Raw genomic sequence first — 14,322 nt, 5'->3', positions numbered from 1 at the left:
TAGGGTAGCGGCTCAGGCCAGGGCAGCGGCATACAGGTCGGGCTTGAAGCCGACCAGGGTACGCGCGCCAAGGTCGAGCACCGGGCGCTTGATCATCGACGGCTGGGCCAGCATCAGCTCGACGGCCTTGGCCTGGTCGAGGTCGGCCTTGCTGGCGTCGTCCAGCTTGCGGAAGGTGGTGCCGGCACGGTTGAGGATGACTTCCCAGCCGTGTTCGTCGCACCAGCGATTCAGGCTGTCACGATCGATGCCTTGGGCCTTGTAGTCGTGGAATTCGTAGGCGATGGCCTGGTCTTCGAGCCAGGTACGCGCCTTTTTCATGGTGTCACAGGCTTTGATGCCGTAGAGCGTGTAGGTCATTGTGTGCATTGGGGTCACAGGCTGCCCCAATCTCTCCGTTTTCCAATTTCAGTCGCGGGATTATGCGGGAACGATCCTCGCGGCGCCACGCCCGTGGTGCCCACGTTTATTGATCAAGGTATGTCTCAAGCGACCAGGCGCTGTACCGAACCGATGATCTCATCACCGTGTTGCTGTTCGGCGGTGCGCAGATCGAAGGCGGTCTGCAGGTTGAGCCAGAACTCGGGGGTGGTGTCCAGGCAGATGGACAGGCGCAGCGCCATGTCGGCGGAAACACCGCCCCGTTCACGCAGGATGTTGTTGACGGTTGGCGTGGCAACGCCTAGCGCCCGGGCCAGTGCCGCGGCGCTGAAACCCATTTCTTTCTGAAAGTCCTCACGCAGGACTTCTCCGGGATGAATCGGACGCATACCGTTCTTGAGCATGATGCACCTCAGTGGTAATCGACAATTTCAACGTTAATCGGCCCGTTGTCGGTCCAGGTAAAGCACAGGCGCCATTGGTCATTGACACGGATACTGTGCTGGCCGGCACGGTTGCCGCTCAATGCCTCGAGACGGTTGCCAGGTGGCGACCGAAGGTCTCGCAGCTCTGTTGCGGCATCGAGCATGGCCAGTTTGCGTTCCGCAACTGACTTGATATCTGACCAACGCCGTGTCTTTCCATGAATAAAAAGTGCTTCCGTGTCGGCACAGCTAAAGCTTCGAATCATGAGGCTGAATGCTTAACGTTATTCGTTAAGCATGATTATACGACGGGTTTTCAGCAGTTCAAGCGCTGACTAGCGCACGATGCTCGCCAACCTCAGTCACGATTGCTGGGTATCATCATGTTACATATTCATCTGCCACCTGCGACTATCGTGCAGCGGCCCCGAATCGCCCATCGCCGCTAACATATTGTTTCAATGGCGATGTTTCGCCCTGTTGTCGTCTCTGGTTCACAAAGGAAGCTTTCCCGGATGCAGTCCGCCTATACCGTTCTCATCCTGCTGACGCTGGTCAGCGTGTCGAAGCTGGTCGGCCGCATGATTCCGCTGCCCTTGCCGCTGGTGCAGATCGCCGCCGGTGCCTTGCTCGCCTGGCCGACACTGGGCCTGCATGTGGCACTGGACCCCGAGCTGTTCCTGTTCCTGTTCCTGCCGCCGCTGTTGTTCGCCGACGGCTGGCGCATTCCCAAGCGCGAGTTGTGGCGCATTCGTGGGCCGGTGGTGGCGCTGGCCGTGGGCCTTGTGCTGTTTACCGTGGTCGGTGCCGGTTACTTCATTCACTGGTTGCTGCCAAGCATCCCGCTGCCCGTGGCCTTCGCCCTGGCCGCAGTGCTGTCGCCGACCGACGCCGTGGCGGTTTCGGCCATTACCCAGGACCGGCTGCCCACCCCGCTGATGCACATGCTCCAGGGCGAGGCCCTGATGAACGATGCCTCGGGCCTGGTGACCTTCAAGTTTGCCCTGGCGGCGGCGATCACCGGGGTGTTCTCGCTGACGGATGCAAGCTTCAGCTTCGTTCTGGTCGCCCTGGGCGGCCTGGCGGTGGGCGTGGCCCTGAGCTGGCTGATCGGCCGCCTGCGGGCATGGATGATCGCCCGCGGCTGGGACGACCCGGCCACCCACGTGGTGTTCATGTTGCTGCTGCCTTTCGCCGCCTACGTGCTGGCCGAGCGCCTGGGCGTGTCGGGCATCCTTTCGGCGGTGGCGGCCGGCATGATGCAGAGCTGGCTCGACCTGCTGCCAAGGCAGACCAGCACGCGCCTGCTCAACCGCAGCGTGTGGTCGCTGTTGGAGTTCGCTTTCAATGGCCTGATTTTCCTGCTGTTGGGCCTGCAGCTGCCAGACATCATCAAGGCGGTGGTCAGCCACGAAGCGACTGTATGGCCGACCCTGGCCTACCGCTGTCTGGACGTGGTGGCGATCTTTGCCGCGCTGATCTTGTTGCGGTTCATCTGGGTGCAGAGCATCTGGCGCTCGATCGGTGTGGTACGCCGCTGGCGCGGCAAGCCCGCGCTGGTGCTGATGCCCACGGCGCGTTCCTGCTGGTTGCTGACCCTGGGTGGTGTGCGCGGTGCGGTCACCCTGGCCGGCGTGATGTCGATCCCGCTGCTGATAGGGGCGGGCAAAGCCTTCCCGGAGCGTGACCTGCTGATTTTCATTGCGGCGGGGGTGATCCTGCTGTCATTGATCAGTGCCTGTATCGCGTTGCCGATTTTACTGCGCGGTATTACCAAAAGCCCGGACGAGCGGCTGCATCAGGAGGTGCAGGAAGCGTGGCGACGCACGGCCGAGGCGGCGATCCATGCGCTGGAGGCCGAGGAAGTGATCGACAGCAATGCGCCGCAGGATGCCGCGCAGGCGACTCTGGCGACCGAGTTGAAGGCGCGCTTGATGGCGGAATACCGTGATGAGCTGGACAGCTATAACGACAGCGCCGAGGCCAAGGCCCTGGCCGAGCAGATGGACCTGCTGGAGCGGCGTTTGCGCTTGCGGGCGCTGCGGGCGCAGCGGTTGGAACTGTACAACCTGCATCGCCAGCATCTGGTGGGGGATGAGGTGGTGCGGCAGGTGCTGGGGGAGCTGGATATGAGTGAGGCAAACCTGGGGGCAGTCAGGTAGATCGTGGGGCTTCCCTCTTAGGGCTCCTGTGGGAGCGGGTTCACCCGCGAACACCGGCAAAGCCGGTGCCATGCACCGCGTTGCATTCTTCGCGGGTAAACCCGCTCCCACAGGTCTTGCGAAATCAGCGGTTCTGCAGAAACGCGCGAATTCGCTCCGCCGCCTCGATGCACTCGGCCAGCGGTGCAACCAGTGCCATGCGCACACGCCCGGCACCCGGGTTCACGCCATCCACTTCACGCGACAGGTACGACCCCGGCACCACCGTCACATGCTGGGCCTCGAACAGGTCGCGGGTGAATTCGGCATCGCCGCCGGGTACCTTGGCCCACAAGTAAAAGCTGCCATCCGGGCGCTGCACATCCAGCACCGGCTGCAGGATATCCAGCACGGCATCGTACTTGGCGCGGTACTGGTCGCGATTCTCGCGCACATGCGCCTCGTCCTGCCAGGCAGCAATGCTGGCCAGCTGGGTTTGTACCGGCATGGCGCAGCCGTGGTAGGTACGGTACAGCAGGAACGGCTTGATGATCTCGGCGTCACCGGCGACGAAGCCGGAGCGCAGGCCCGGCAGGTTGGAGCGCTTGGACAGGCTGTGGAATACCACGCAGCGCTTGAAGTCGCTGCGGCCCAGTTCCGCACAGGCAGTCAGCAGGCCTGGTGGTGGGGCATCCTCGTCGAAGTACAGCTCGCTGTAGCACTCGTCGGCGGCAATCACGAAGTCGTGCTCGTCGGCCAGGGCAATCAGCTTCTTCAGGGTGGCCATCGGCACCAGTGCGCCGGTGGGGTTGCCCGGCGAGCACAGGAACAGGATCTGGCAACGCTTCCACACTTCAGCCGGCACGGCATCGAAGTCGGGGTTGAAACCGTTGCTTTCCAGGCAGGGCAGGTAGTGCGGGGTGGCACCGGCCAGCAGCGCTGCGCCTTCGTAGATCTGGTAGAACGGGTTGGGGCTGACCACCAGCCCGTCATCGGCGCGGTTGACCACGGCCTGGGTGAAGGCGAACAACGCTTCGCGGGTGCCGTTGACCGGCAGGATGTGGCGGTCAGCGTCCAGCCAGCCGGCCGGTACGCCGAAGCGCCGCTCGCACCACTGGCCGATGGCCTGGCGCAGGGCCGGCAGGCCGATGGTGCTTGGGTACACTGCCAGCTTGTCGAGGTTGTCGGCCATGGCCTGGGCAACGAACGCCGGCGATTCGTGCTTCGGCTCACCGATCGACAGGGCGATGGCGCGCTTGTCCGCCGCAGGTGCAACGCTACCCAGCAGGGCGCGAAGTTTCTCGAACGGGTAGGGCTGAAGCTGGGTCAAGGCATGGTTCATCGGCGCAAGGTCTCGTCAATCGTCTAGTCGTTAAAAGGTTACGCGGGTAGGGCTGGCATCGCTGGCCTGGCCGGCCTGCAGCTGCTGGACGATGGCCTCCTGCAGCCGGCTGCACAGCTGTGGGTCGGACAGCGGCTGGTTGTCGGCATCGGTGATGAAGAACACGTCTTCCACCCGCTCGCCAAGGGTGGCGATCTTGGCGTTCTGCAGCGACAGGTCGAACTCCAGGAAGATCCGCCCCAGCCGGGCCAGCAGGCCTGGGCGGTCGGGTGCGGTGATTTCGAGGATGGTCACCGGTCGCTGGGCATCGTTGAGAATGGTCACCTGTGGCGGGAAGTCGAAGTGCTTGAGCTGGCGCGGTACCCGGCGCTGGATGATGGTCGGGTAGTCCTCGGGGTTGCGCAGCGCTTCGGTCAGGCCATCGCGAATCTGCTTGACCCGCTGCGGGTTGTCGCCGATCGAGCCGCCGTCGTTGTCCAGCACGATATAGGTATCGAGAGTGAACTGGCTGCTCGAAGTGATGATCCGCGCGTCATGAATGTTCAGGTTCAGCTGCGACATGGCCGCCACCGTCACGGCGAAGAAGTCGTGCTGGTCGGGGGCATAGATGAAGATCTGCGTGCCACCCTCGAATTCGCGCTGGGTGGTTTCCTTGATCAGCACCAGCGGCCCGCCATCGGCCGGCTGCTGGAGAATCGCGTCACTGTGCCATGCCACGTCGGCGGCGGTGTGCTTGAGGAAGTAGTCATCGCCCAGCTGCGACCACAGTTGCTCGACGTCGTCCGGGTCGGTGCCTTCGCGCACCAGGATATCCAGCGCCGCCGATTGGGTCTGGCGAATCTGCTCTTCGCGGTCCAGCGGGTTTTCCAGGCCACGGCGCAGGGCGCGCTTGGTCTCGGTGTACAGCTGGCGCAGCAGGCTGGCCCGCCACGAATTCCACAGGCTGGGGTTGGTGGCGTTGATATCGGCCACGGTCAGCACGTACAGGTAGTCCAGGCGTGTCTCGTCGCCCACGTGCAGGGCAAAATCGTTGATCACCTGAGGGTCGGACAAGTCCTTGCGCTGGGCGGTGGTCGACATTACCAGGTGGTTCTGCACCAGCCAGACGATCAACCGGCTGTCCCAGGCCGGCAACTGGTGGCGTTCGCAGAACTTCTGCGCGTCCACCGCGCCCAGCTCCGAATGGTCGCCCTGGCGGCCCTTGCCGATGTCGTGGTACAGGCCGGCCAGGTAGATCAGCTCGGGCTTGGGCAGGCGCCCCATGAGCTTGCTGGCCAGCGGGAATTTCTCGGACACCGGCGTGTATTGCAGCTTGCGCAGGTGCTTGATGAGGTTGAGGGTGTGCGCATCGACCGTGTAGATGTGGAACAGGTCGTGCTGCATTTGCCCGACAATCAGGCCGAACTCGGGCAAATAGCGGCCGAGGATACCGTAGCGGTTCATCCGCCGCAGGTTGCGGTGGATGCCGATTTCGCACTTGAACAGCTCGATGAACAGGCTGGTGTTGCGGATATCGGTGCGGAAGGTGTCGTCGATCAGGTGCCGGTGCTCACGCAGCAGCCGCACCGTATCGGCACGTACGCCCTTGATCTCGGGGTGCTGGGCCATCAGCACGAAGATTTCCAGCATGGCGAACGGCGTGCGCCTGAACACGTTCGGCCTGGCCGCTTCTATATAGCCGTCATGCAGGCGGAAGCGCGCATTCAGGGGCTGGGTGGTGCCGCTGTCGTCATCGGCGAGGATGACTTCCTCGAAGTGCTGGATGATCAGGTCGCACAACTGGCTGATGCTCATCACCACCCGGTAGTACTGCTGCATGAACTGCTCGATCGCCCGCTTGGGGTTGTCGTCGCTGTAGCCCAGCAGCGCGGCGATGCTGCGCTGGTGGTCGAACAGCAGGCGGTCCTCGGCGCGCCCGGCCAGCATGTGCAGAGCGTAGCGCACCCTCCACAGGAAGTCCTGGGACGAGGCCAGCAGCTCGTTCTCGCTTTCCAGCAGGAAACCTTCGCCGGCCAGTGCGTGCAGGTTGAGGGTGCCGTACTGGCGGCGGGCCACCCACAGCACTGTCTGGATGTCGCGCAGGCCACCGGGTGAACCTTTCACATTGGGTTCGAGGTTGTACTCGGTGTCGTTGTACTTGTGGTGGCGGGCCTTGAGTTCAGCCCGCTTGGCCAGGAAGAAGTCCTTGCTCGGCCACATGTGCGCAGTGCTGGTCACTTCCAGCATGCGCTGGCGCAGCGCTTCGGGACCGGCAATGGTGCGGCTTTCCATCAGGTTGGTGATAACCGTCAGGTCGGCTCGGGCCTGCTCTGCGCATTCGTCGACGGTGCGCACGCTCTGGCCAACTTCCAGGCCGATGTCCCACAGCAGGGTGAGAAACCGTTCGATGGCATCGCGGTACTGCTCGTGTTCGGCGGCACCCAGCAGGATCAGCAGGTCGATGTCCGAATGCGGATGCAGCTCACCGCGTCCGTAACCGCCCACCGCGACCAGGGCGATGCCGCTCTGATCGCCCCAGTCGAACTGGTTCCAGGCCTGTTGCAGGATGTTGTCGACCAGCCAGGCGCGGGCCTCGATCAGCGGGCGAATTTCGTTGCCACTGCGGAAACGCTTGTCGAGCACCTCGCCGGCCTGGCGGATGGCTTTCTTGAAGGCGGCGATGGGGCTCGCCTTGAGGGCCAGTTCCGCCTGGAACTGGCCGCGGTCGAACAGCTCGGGGTCCACCTGGGGCATCGCGTCACGTTCCTGTCGTGGGGGTGGCCTGTGGGAGTGCGGTCAGGCCGAGGTGCGCGGGATGGTGTCGTCCTTGCGCAGGGTGAAGATCTCGTAGCCGGTCGCAGTCACCACCAGGGTGTGCTCCCACTGGGCCGAGAGCTTGCGGTCCTTGGTGATGGCGGTCCAGCCGTCGCCCAGCACCTTGGTGTCGGCCTTGCCCTGGTTGATCATCGGCTCGATGGTGAAGGTCATGCCTTCCTTCAGCTCCATGCCGGTGCCGGCGCGGCCGTAGTGCAGAATCTGCGGCTCTTCGTGGAACACCTTGCCGATGCCATGGCCGCAGAACTCGCGCACCACCGAGAAGCCGTTCTTTTCAGCGTGCTTCTGGATCACTTCGCCGATGTCGCCCAGGCGGCAGCCTGGCTTGACCAGTTCGATGGCCTTGTACATGCATTCCTGGGTGACCTTGGACAGGCGCTCGGCCCATACCGGCACGGTGCCGACATGGAACATGCGGCTGGTGTCGCCGTGGTAGCCGTCCTTGATCACGGTGACGTCGATGTTCAGCGTGTCACCATCCTTGAGCGGCTTGTCGTTGGGGATGCCGTGGCAGACCACATGGTTGATCGAGGTGCAGATCGACTTCGGGTAGCCCTTGTAGTTGAGCGGTGCCGGGATGGCCTGCTGGACGTTGACGATATAGTCGTGGCACAGGCGGTCCAGCTCTTCGGTGGTGACACCGGGCTTGACGTGTTCCTCGATCATTTCCAGCACCTCGGCGGCCAGGCGGCCGGCGATGCGCATCTTCTCGATGTCTTCTGCAGTCTTGATGGTGACGGTCATTACAGGCTCTCTACGGCGCCGTGCACGGCGCGAACAAACGGGAAAGGCCGGATTCTAGCAGAGCAGGGCGCCGATCGGTCGGCATGCGGATGGAGAATTGGGGCTGCTGCGCAGTCCATCGCCGGCAAGCCCGCGCCCACACGAATCGGTTACCCTTGTTGAAGCTGTCATCTATGGAAAGCATTCTCGCCTGTTTGGCGGGGTGCTGCAAAAGCCGCTGACGGACGCAATGGTATCCGGGTTCCGTTCGGCCGCGGTCTGTGGTATAAAATGCGCCGCTTTCGGGGATGACCCCGTCAGCATTAACCCACACACGTGTCGACACGATGACCTGGGTGCCCCGAGTTGCAGAATTCGCGGGTTGGTCATTGGGATACGTGGAGGCCCAACCCGACTTATCAAGGAACTATCATGTCCCAAGTCAACATGCGCGATATGCTGAAGGCCGGTGTGCACTTCGGCCACCAGACCCGTTACTGGAACCCGAAAATGGGCAAGTACATTTTCGGCGCGCGTAACAAGATCCATATCGTCAACCTGGAAAAAACCCTGCCAATGTTCAACGACGCTCTGTCGTTCGTAGAACGCCTGGCCCAGGGCAAGAACAAGATCCTGTTCGTCGGCACCAAGCGTTCCGCCGGCAAGATCGTCGCCGAGCAAGCTGCTCGTTGCGGTTCGCCGTACGTTGACCACCGTTGGTTGGGCGGCATGCTGACCAACTACAAGACCATCCGCGCTTCGATCAAGCGTCTGCGCGACCTGGAAACCCAGGCCGAAGACGGCACTTTCGCCAAGCTGACCAAGAAAGAAGCTCTGATGCGCTCCCGCGACCTGGAAAAACTGGATCGCAGCCTGGGCGGCATCAAGGACATGGGTGGTCTGCCAGACGCTCTGTTCGTTATCGACGTTGATCACGAGCGCATCGCGATCACCGAAGCCAACAAGCTGGGCATCCCGGTTATCGGCGTTGTCGATACCAACAGCAGCCCGGAAGGTGTTGACTACATCATCCCAGGTAACGATGACGCCATCCGCGCTATCGAGCTGTACATGACTTCGATGGCTGACGCAGTCATCCGCGGCCGCAACAACGTTGCCGGCGGCACCGAAGTTTACGCTGAAGAAGCGGCTGCACCTGCTGCCGAGTAATTAGACGCTAGCGTCGACTTGGCACGCAAAAAGGGGGCTCTGCCCCCTTTTTGCCACCTTGAAATCCTGCTGTCAGCATCGCCCCCGCATCATGGGCTAGCTGAGATAAACACAGCGGATTCGCAGAATTGAACGCCCGTGACGAACGGGTGGAATGGTTGAAAAACTTTCCAAGAGGATTTTGAAATGGCAGCAATTACTGCAGCGCTGGTCAAAGAACTGCGCGAGCGTACCGGCGAAGGCATGATGGATTGCAAGAAGGCTCTGGAAAAGGCCGACGGCGACATCGAAAAAGCCATTGACGACATGCGTGCCTCGGGCGCCATCAAGGCCGCCAAAAAGGCTGGCAACGTCGCTGCTGAAGGCGCTATCGCGGTCAAGACCGACGGTAAATCCGCCGTCCTGCTGGAAGTGAACTCGCAGACCGACTTCCTGGCCCTGCAAGATGACTTCAAGAGCTTCGTTGCCGAAAGCATCGAAGAAGCTTTCGCCCAGAAGCTGACCGACGCCGCTCCGCTGATCGCCTCGCGCGAAGCTGCTCGTGAAGCCCTGGTTGCCAAGTGCGGCGAGAACGTCAACATCCGTCGCCTGGTGCGCGTTGAAGGTGACGTTGTCGGTGCCTACCTGCACGGCAACAAGATCGGCGCTGCCGTTGTCCTGAAAGGTGGCGACGTCGATCTGGCCAAGAACATCGCCATGCACGTTGCAGCTTCGAACCCAGAGTTCCTGCTGCCGTCGGAAGTATCGGCCGAAGCCATCGAGCGCGAGAAGGGCGTCTTCCTGCAGCTGAACGCTGACAAGATCGCCGGCAAGCCGGAAAACATCGTCGAGAACATGATCAAAGGTCGTATCTCGAAGTTCCTGGCCGAAGCCTCGCTGGTCGAGCAAGCCTTCGTCATGAACCCGGAAGTCAAGGTTGGCGAGCTGGCCAAGAAAGCCGGTGCTGAAATCGTTTCCTTCACCTACTTCAAGGTAGGCGAAGGCATCGAGAAGCCAGTCGACGACTTCGCTGCTGAAGTTGCCGCTCAGGTCGCTGCTGCCAAGCAGTAAGACAGCCCCGTCTGTCGCCCCAAAGAGGCTGCCCGCTCACGCGCGCAGCCTCTTTGTCAAAACGGCGAAGGGTTTATAAGGCCCATCGCCGCTGGCACCGAAGCGGTGCCACGCTACAGTTAGCTGGCTGCAAACAGCCCGCACGAATTTTCTAAAAGTACGCCGCAGGAGAGACTCGCAATGGCTCAGCAGGTGAGTGGTCGCCAACCTCGCTATAAACGCATTTTGCTCAAACTTAGCGGCGAGGCCCTGATGGGCTCGGAAGACTTCGGGATCGACCCGAAAGTGCTGGATCGCATGGCCCTCGAAGTTGGCCAGCTGGTAGGGATCGGTGTCCAGGTCGGCCTGGTGATCGGCGGTGGTAACCTGTTCCGCGGCGCCGCGCTCAGCGCAGCCGGCATGGACCGTGTCACTGGTGACCACATGGGCATGCTGGCCACCGTGATGAACGCCCTGGCCATGCGCGACGCGCTCGAGCGCTCGAACATCCCGGCCCTGGTCATGTCGGCCATTTCCATGGTCGGTGTCACCGATCATTACGATCGTCGCAAAGCTATTCGTCACCTCAACTCCGGGGATGTGGTAATTTTCTCCGCCGGTACCGGCAACCCGTTCTTCACCACCGACTCCGCGGCCTGCCTGCGCGCCATCGAAATCGATGCCGACGTGGTGCTGAAAGCGACCAAGGTCGATGGTGTGTACACTGCCGATCCATTCAAGGACCCACATGCCGAGAAGTTCGATCACCTGACCTACGACGAGGTCCTGGATCGCAAGCTGGGCGTGATGGACCTGACCGCAATCTGCCTGTGCCGTGACCACAAGATGCCATTGCGGGTATTCAACATGAACAAGCCTGGCGCCCTGCTGAACATCGTGGTGGGTGGCGCTGAAGGCACTCTGATCGAGGAAGGCCAAGCATGATCAACGACATCAAGAAAGACGCGCAGGAGCGCATGACCAAGTCCCTCGAGGCCCTGGCTCGCAACCTGGCGGCAATCCGCACCGGTCGCGCCCACCCGAGCATCCTGGACAGCGTCAAGGTCACGGCCTGGGGCAGCGAGATGCCGCTTAACCAGGTGGCCGCGATCACCGTCGAAGATGCCCGCACCCTGAAGATCGTCGCTCACGACAAGAACCTCAGCGCCGCCATCGAGAAGGCCATTCTCACCTCCGACCTGGGCCTGAACCCGTCCAGCGCCGGTACCACCATCCGTGTGCCGATGCCGGCCCTGACCGAGGAAACCCGCAAGGGCTACACCAAACAGGCCAGCGGCGTTGCCGAGGATGCCAAGGTGGCCGTGCGCAACGTGCGCCGTGACGCCCTGGCCGACTTGAAGAAGCTGACCAAGGACAAGGAAATCAGCGAAGACGAAGAGCGTCGCGCCGCTGACGAAATCCAGAAGCTGACGGACAAGTATGTTGCCGAGGTCGATGCCGCCTTCAAAGCCAAGGAAAAGGACCTGATGGCCGTCTAAGGCCGGGGTTTTTTAATGGAAAAGACCAAGCCAGCGGCGCCGTCCTCGGTGCCGCGTCATGTCGCGATCATCATGGATGGCAACAACCGCTGGGCGAAAAAACGCCTGTTGCCCGGCGTTGCCGGGCACAAGGCGGGTGTCGACGCCGTTCGCGCGGTCATCGAAGTCTGTGCCGAGTCCGGGGTCGAGGTACTGACCCTGTTCGCTTTCTCCAGCGAGAACTGGCAGCGTCCCGCCGAAGAGGTCGGTGCGCTGATGGAGCTGTTCTTCTCGGCCCTGCGGCGCGAGGCCAAGCGCCTCAACGAGAACAACATCAGCCTGCGTATCATCGGTGACCGTTCGCGTTTCCATCCCGAGCTGCAGGCCGCCATGCGCGAAGCCGAGGCGCTGACCGCCGGCAACAACCGTTTCATCCTGCAGATCGCGGCCAACTACGGTGGCCAGTGGGACATCGCCCAAGCCGCCCAGCGGCTGGCGCGGGAAGTGCAAGCCGGGCACCTGCGCCCGGAAGATATCACTCCGGGCCTGCTGCAGACCTGCCTGGCAACCGGCGAGCTGCCGCTGCCGGACCTGTGTATCCGCACCGGTGGCGAGCACCGCATCAGCAACTTCCTGTTGTGGCAGCTGGCCTACGCCGAGCTGTATTTCTCCGACCTGTACTGGCCGGACTTCAAACACGAGGCCATGCGCAACGCCCTGGCCGATTTCGCTTCGCGCCAGCGCCGCTTCGGTAAGACCAGCGAGCAGGTCGAGGCTGGAGCTCGTGCTTAATGCTTAAACAACGCATCATTACCGCGCTGATCCTGCTGCCGATCGCGCTGGGTGGCTTCTTCCTGCTAAACGGTGGGGATTTCGCCCTGTTCATCGGCTTCGTGGTGACCCTCGGCGCCTGGGAGTGGGCGCGTCTGGCCGGGCTCATGGCCCAGCCGCTGCGCATCGCCTATGCCGTGGTCGTCGCCGGAGCGCTGATGCTGCTGTACATCCTTCCGGAGCTGGCGCCCTGGGTGCTGGGTGCTGCGGTGATCTGGTGGGGGTTGGCCACCTGGCTGGTGCTTACCTATCCGCGCAGCAGCGAGCTGTGGGCCAGTGCCGCCTGCCGGTTGCTGATCGGCCTGCTGGTCTTGCTGCCGGCCTGGCAGGGGCTGGTGCTGCTCAAGCACTGGCCGTTGGGTAACTGGCTGATCTTGTCAGTCATGGTGCTGGTGTGGGCTGCCGATATTGGCGCGTACTTCTCTGGCCGTGCCTTCGGCAAGCGCAAGCTGGCGCCTCAGGTCAGCCCGGGCAAGAGCTGGGAAGGCGTGTATGGCGGCCTGGCGGTCAGCCTGGTGATTACCCTGGTGGTCGGCATCAGTCGCGACTGGGGCTTCGGCCAGATCCTCCTGGGCCTGCTGAGTGCCGCGCTGGTGGTCATGTCTTCGGTGGTCGGTGACCTGACCGAAAGCATGTTCAAGCGCCGTTCCGGCATCAAGGACAGCAGCAACCTGTTGCCTGGCCATGGTGGGGTGCTCGACCGCATCGACAGCCTGACTGCGGCGATCCCGATTTTCGCCGTGCTGCTGTGGGCTGCCGAATGGGGTGTGATGTGAGTCGTGCGCAGCGTATTACCGTGCTCGGGGCCACCGGTTCCATTGGCCTGAGCACGCTGGACGTCATCGCCCGCCATCCTGACCGCTATCAGGTGTTCGCCCTGAGTGGCTATTCGCGTATCGACGAGTTGCAGGCCCTGTGCGTGCGCCATCGCCCGGCGTTCGCCGTGGTACCGAGCGCCGAGGCGGCCACCCGACTGCGCCAGAGCCTGGCTGCGGCGGGTTGCGCCACCGAGGTGCTGGAAGGCGAGGCCGGGTTGTGCCAGGTGGCTTCTGCGTCGGAAGTGGACGCGGTGATGGCGGCAATCGTCGGCGCCGCCGGCCTGCGCCCGACCCTGGCGGCGGTCGAGGCGGGCAAGAAGGTGTTGCTGGCCAACAAGGAGGCGCTGGTGATGTCCGGCGCGCTGTTCATGGAAGCGGTGCGGCGCAGTGGTGCCGTGCTGCTGCCGATCGACAGCGAGCACAATGCGATCTTCCAGTGCATGCCCGGCGACTATGCGCGCGGCCTGAGTGCCGTCGGCGTACGCCGGATCCTGCTCACCGCCTCTGGCGGCCCGTTCCGCGAGACCCCCGTCGAGGCGCTGCTGGACGTTACCCCGGAACAGGCCTGCGCGCACCCCAACTGGTCCATGGGGCGCAAGATTTCCGTGGATTCGGCCAGCATGATGAACAAGGGCCTGGAACTGATCGAGGCCTGCTGGCTGTTCGATGCCGCACCGGCCAAGGTCGAAGTGGTGGTGCACCCGCAGAGCGTGATCCACTCCCTGGTGGACTACGTGGACGGTTCGGTGCTGGCGCAGCTGGGTAACCCGGACATGCGCACGCCCATTGCCAGCGCCCTGGCCTGGCCCGAGCGGATCGATTCCGGGGTGGCTCCGCTGGACCTGTTCGCCATCGCCCGTCTGGATTTCCAGGCGCCCGACGAACAGCGCTTCCCTTGCCTGCGCCTGGCGCGGCAGGCTGCCGAGGCCGGCAACAGCGCACCGGCCGTGCTCAATGCGGCCAACGAGGTCGCGGTCGAGGCATTTCTCCAGCGGCGTATCCGCTTCCCGGAGATCGCGGGTATGATCGAACAGGTGCTCGATCAGGAGCCCGTCGTACCGCTGCCATCGCTGGACGCGGTGTTCGCCGCCGACCAGCGTGCCCGGGAGCTTTCCCGTGAGTGGCTGAGGCGTCACGGTCGTTGATGCTGGCCCACCACGGTTCGCGAGG

Annotated in this window: 14 protein-coding genes; 8 read left to right on the top strand and 6 right to left on the bottom strand. The window is 63.0% G+C overall.

All coding sequences use genetic code 11. From position 1 onward, the window contains the following. Positions 1-12: 12 nt before the first annotated feature. The 3 genes from J5M58_RS03380 to J5M58_RS03370 form a co-directional block, all read right to left on the bottom strand. Entirely contained in the window at positions 13-360 is a 348-nt protein-coding gene (locus J5M58_RS03380) for an ArsC family reductase (protein WP_025337970.1), read from the bottom strand. A 125-nt stretch (positions 361-485) separates the two neighbouring features. Continuing rightward, positions 486-785 carry a type II toxin-antitoxin system antitoxin GraA gene (gene graA / locus J5M58_RS03375; RefSeq protein WP_004375387.1) on the bottom strand — a complete coding sequence of 100 codons (300 nt, stop codon included), beginning with the start codon at positions 783-785 and terminating at the stop codon, positions 486-488. Between the two features lie 8 nt (positions 786-793). Continuing rightward, positions 794-1,072, bottom strand: a complete 279-nt coding sequence (locus J5M58_RS03370; protein WP_112251035.1) for a type II toxin-antitoxin system RelE/ParE family toxin — start codon at positions 1,070-1,072, stop codon at positions 794-796. 249 nt (positions 1,073-1,321) lie between these two features. Here J5M58_RS03370 and J5M58_RS03365 point away from each other — a divergent pair, with 249 nt between their 5' ends. Then, on the top strand, positions 1,322-2,968 hold the full coding sequence (locus J5M58_RS03365) for a Na+/H+ antiporter (RefSeq protein WP_112251037.1): 1,647 nt from the start codon (positions 1,322-1,324) through the stop codon (positions 2,966-2,968). Between the two features lie 124 nt (positions 2,969-3,092). Here J5M58_RS03365 and dapC read toward each other — a convergent pair whose 3' ends face one another. The 3 genes from dapC to map are packed head-to-tail and all read right to left on the bottom strand — an operon-like array spanning position 3,093 to position 7,847. Beyond that, positions 3,093-4,289: a succinyldiaminopimelate transaminase gene (dapC, locus tag J5M58_RS03360; protein ID WP_207877138.1), complete on the bottom strand. Its 1,197-nt coding sequence runs from the start codon at positions 4,287-4,289 to the stop codon at positions 3,093-3,095. Between the two features lie 30 nt (positions 4,290-4,319). After that, on the bottom strand, positions 4,320-7,022 hold the full coding sequence (locus J5M58_RS03355) for a [protein-PII] uridylyltransferase (protein WP_207877136.1): 2,703 nt from the start codon (positions 7,020-7,022) through the stop codon (positions 4,320-4,322). Between the two features lie 42 nt (positions 7,023-7,064). Further along, the gene (gene map, locus J5M58_RS03350) at positions 7,065-7,847 is read right to left on the bottom strand and encodes a type I methionyl aminopeptidase (RefSeq protein ID WP_004375406.1); all 783 of its coding nucleotides are present in this window, start codon (positions 7,845-7,847) and stop codon (positions 7,065-7,067) included. 411 nt (positions 7,848-8,258) lie between these two features. Here map and rpsB point away from each other — a divergent pair, with 411 nt between their 5' ends. The 7 genes from rpsB (at position 8,259) to ispC (ending at position 14,297) form a co-directional block, all read left to right on the top strand. Next, positions 8,259-8,996 carry a 30S ribosomal protein S2 gene (gene rpsB / locus J5M58_RS03345; RefSeq protein ID WP_003252287.1) on the top strand — a complete coding sequence of 246 codons (738 nt, stop codon included), beginning with the start codon at positions 8,259-8,261 and terminating at the stop codon, positions 8,994-8,996. 186 nt (positions 8,997-9,182) lie between these two features. After that, on the top strand, positions 9,183-10,046 hold the full coding sequence (tsf, locus tag J5M58_RS03340; protein WP_207877134.1) for a translation elongation factor Ts: 864 nt from the start codon (positions 9,183-9,185) through the stop codon (positions 10,044-10,046). Positions 10,047-10,226: 180 nt separating this feature from the next. Beyond that, a complete protein-coding gene (gene pyrH / locus J5M58_RS03335; protein WP_056796398.1) occupies positions 10,227-10,970 on the top strand; it encodes a UMP kinase in 744 nt (247 codons plus the stop codon). Beyond that, on the top strand, positions 10,967-11,524 hold the full coding sequence (gene frr / locus J5M58_RS03330; protein WP_013971251.1) for a ribosome recycling factor: 558 nt from the start codon (positions 10,967-10,969) through the stop codon (positions 11,522-11,524). Before pyrH ends, frr begins: the two co-directional genes overlap by 4 nt. A 15-nt stretch (positions 11,525-11,539) precedes the next feature. Next, positions 11,540-12,295 carry a polyprenyl diphosphate synthase gene (gene uppS / locus J5M58_RS03325; RefSeq protein ID WP_015269194.1) on the top strand — a complete coding sequence of 252 codons (756 nt, stop codon included), beginning with the start codon at positions 11,540-11,542 and terminating at the stop codon, positions 12,293-12,295. Continuing rightward, complete coding sequence (locus J5M58_RS03320) at positions 12,295-13,110, top strand: phosphatidate cytidylyltransferase (RefSeq protein ID WP_013971253.1); 816 nt, start codon at positions 12,295-12,297, stop codon at positions 13,108-13,110. Before uppS ends, J5M58_RS03320 begins: the two co-directional genes overlap by 1 nt. Further along, positions 13,107-14,297 carry a 1-deoxy-D-xylulose-5-phosphate reductoisomerase gene (ispC, locus tag J5M58_RS03315; RefSeq protein WP_112251047.1) on the top strand — a complete coding sequence of 397 codons (1,191 nt, stop codon included), beginning with the start codon at positions 13,107-13,109 and terminating at the stop codon, positions 14,295-14,297. Before J5M58_RS03320 ends, ispC begins: the two co-directional genes overlap by 4 nt. Positions 14,298-14,322: the final 25 nt, after the last annotated feature.

Origin of the sequence: Pseudomonas sp. 32_A (assembly GCF_017490905.1) — a bacterium.
GTDB classification, from domain to species: Bacteria; Pseudomonadota; Gammaproteobacteria; order Pseudomonadales; family Pseudomonadaceae; genus Aquipseudomonas; species Aquipseudomonas inefficax.
This window is presented reverse-complemented; position numbering and strand designations above follow the sequence as displayed.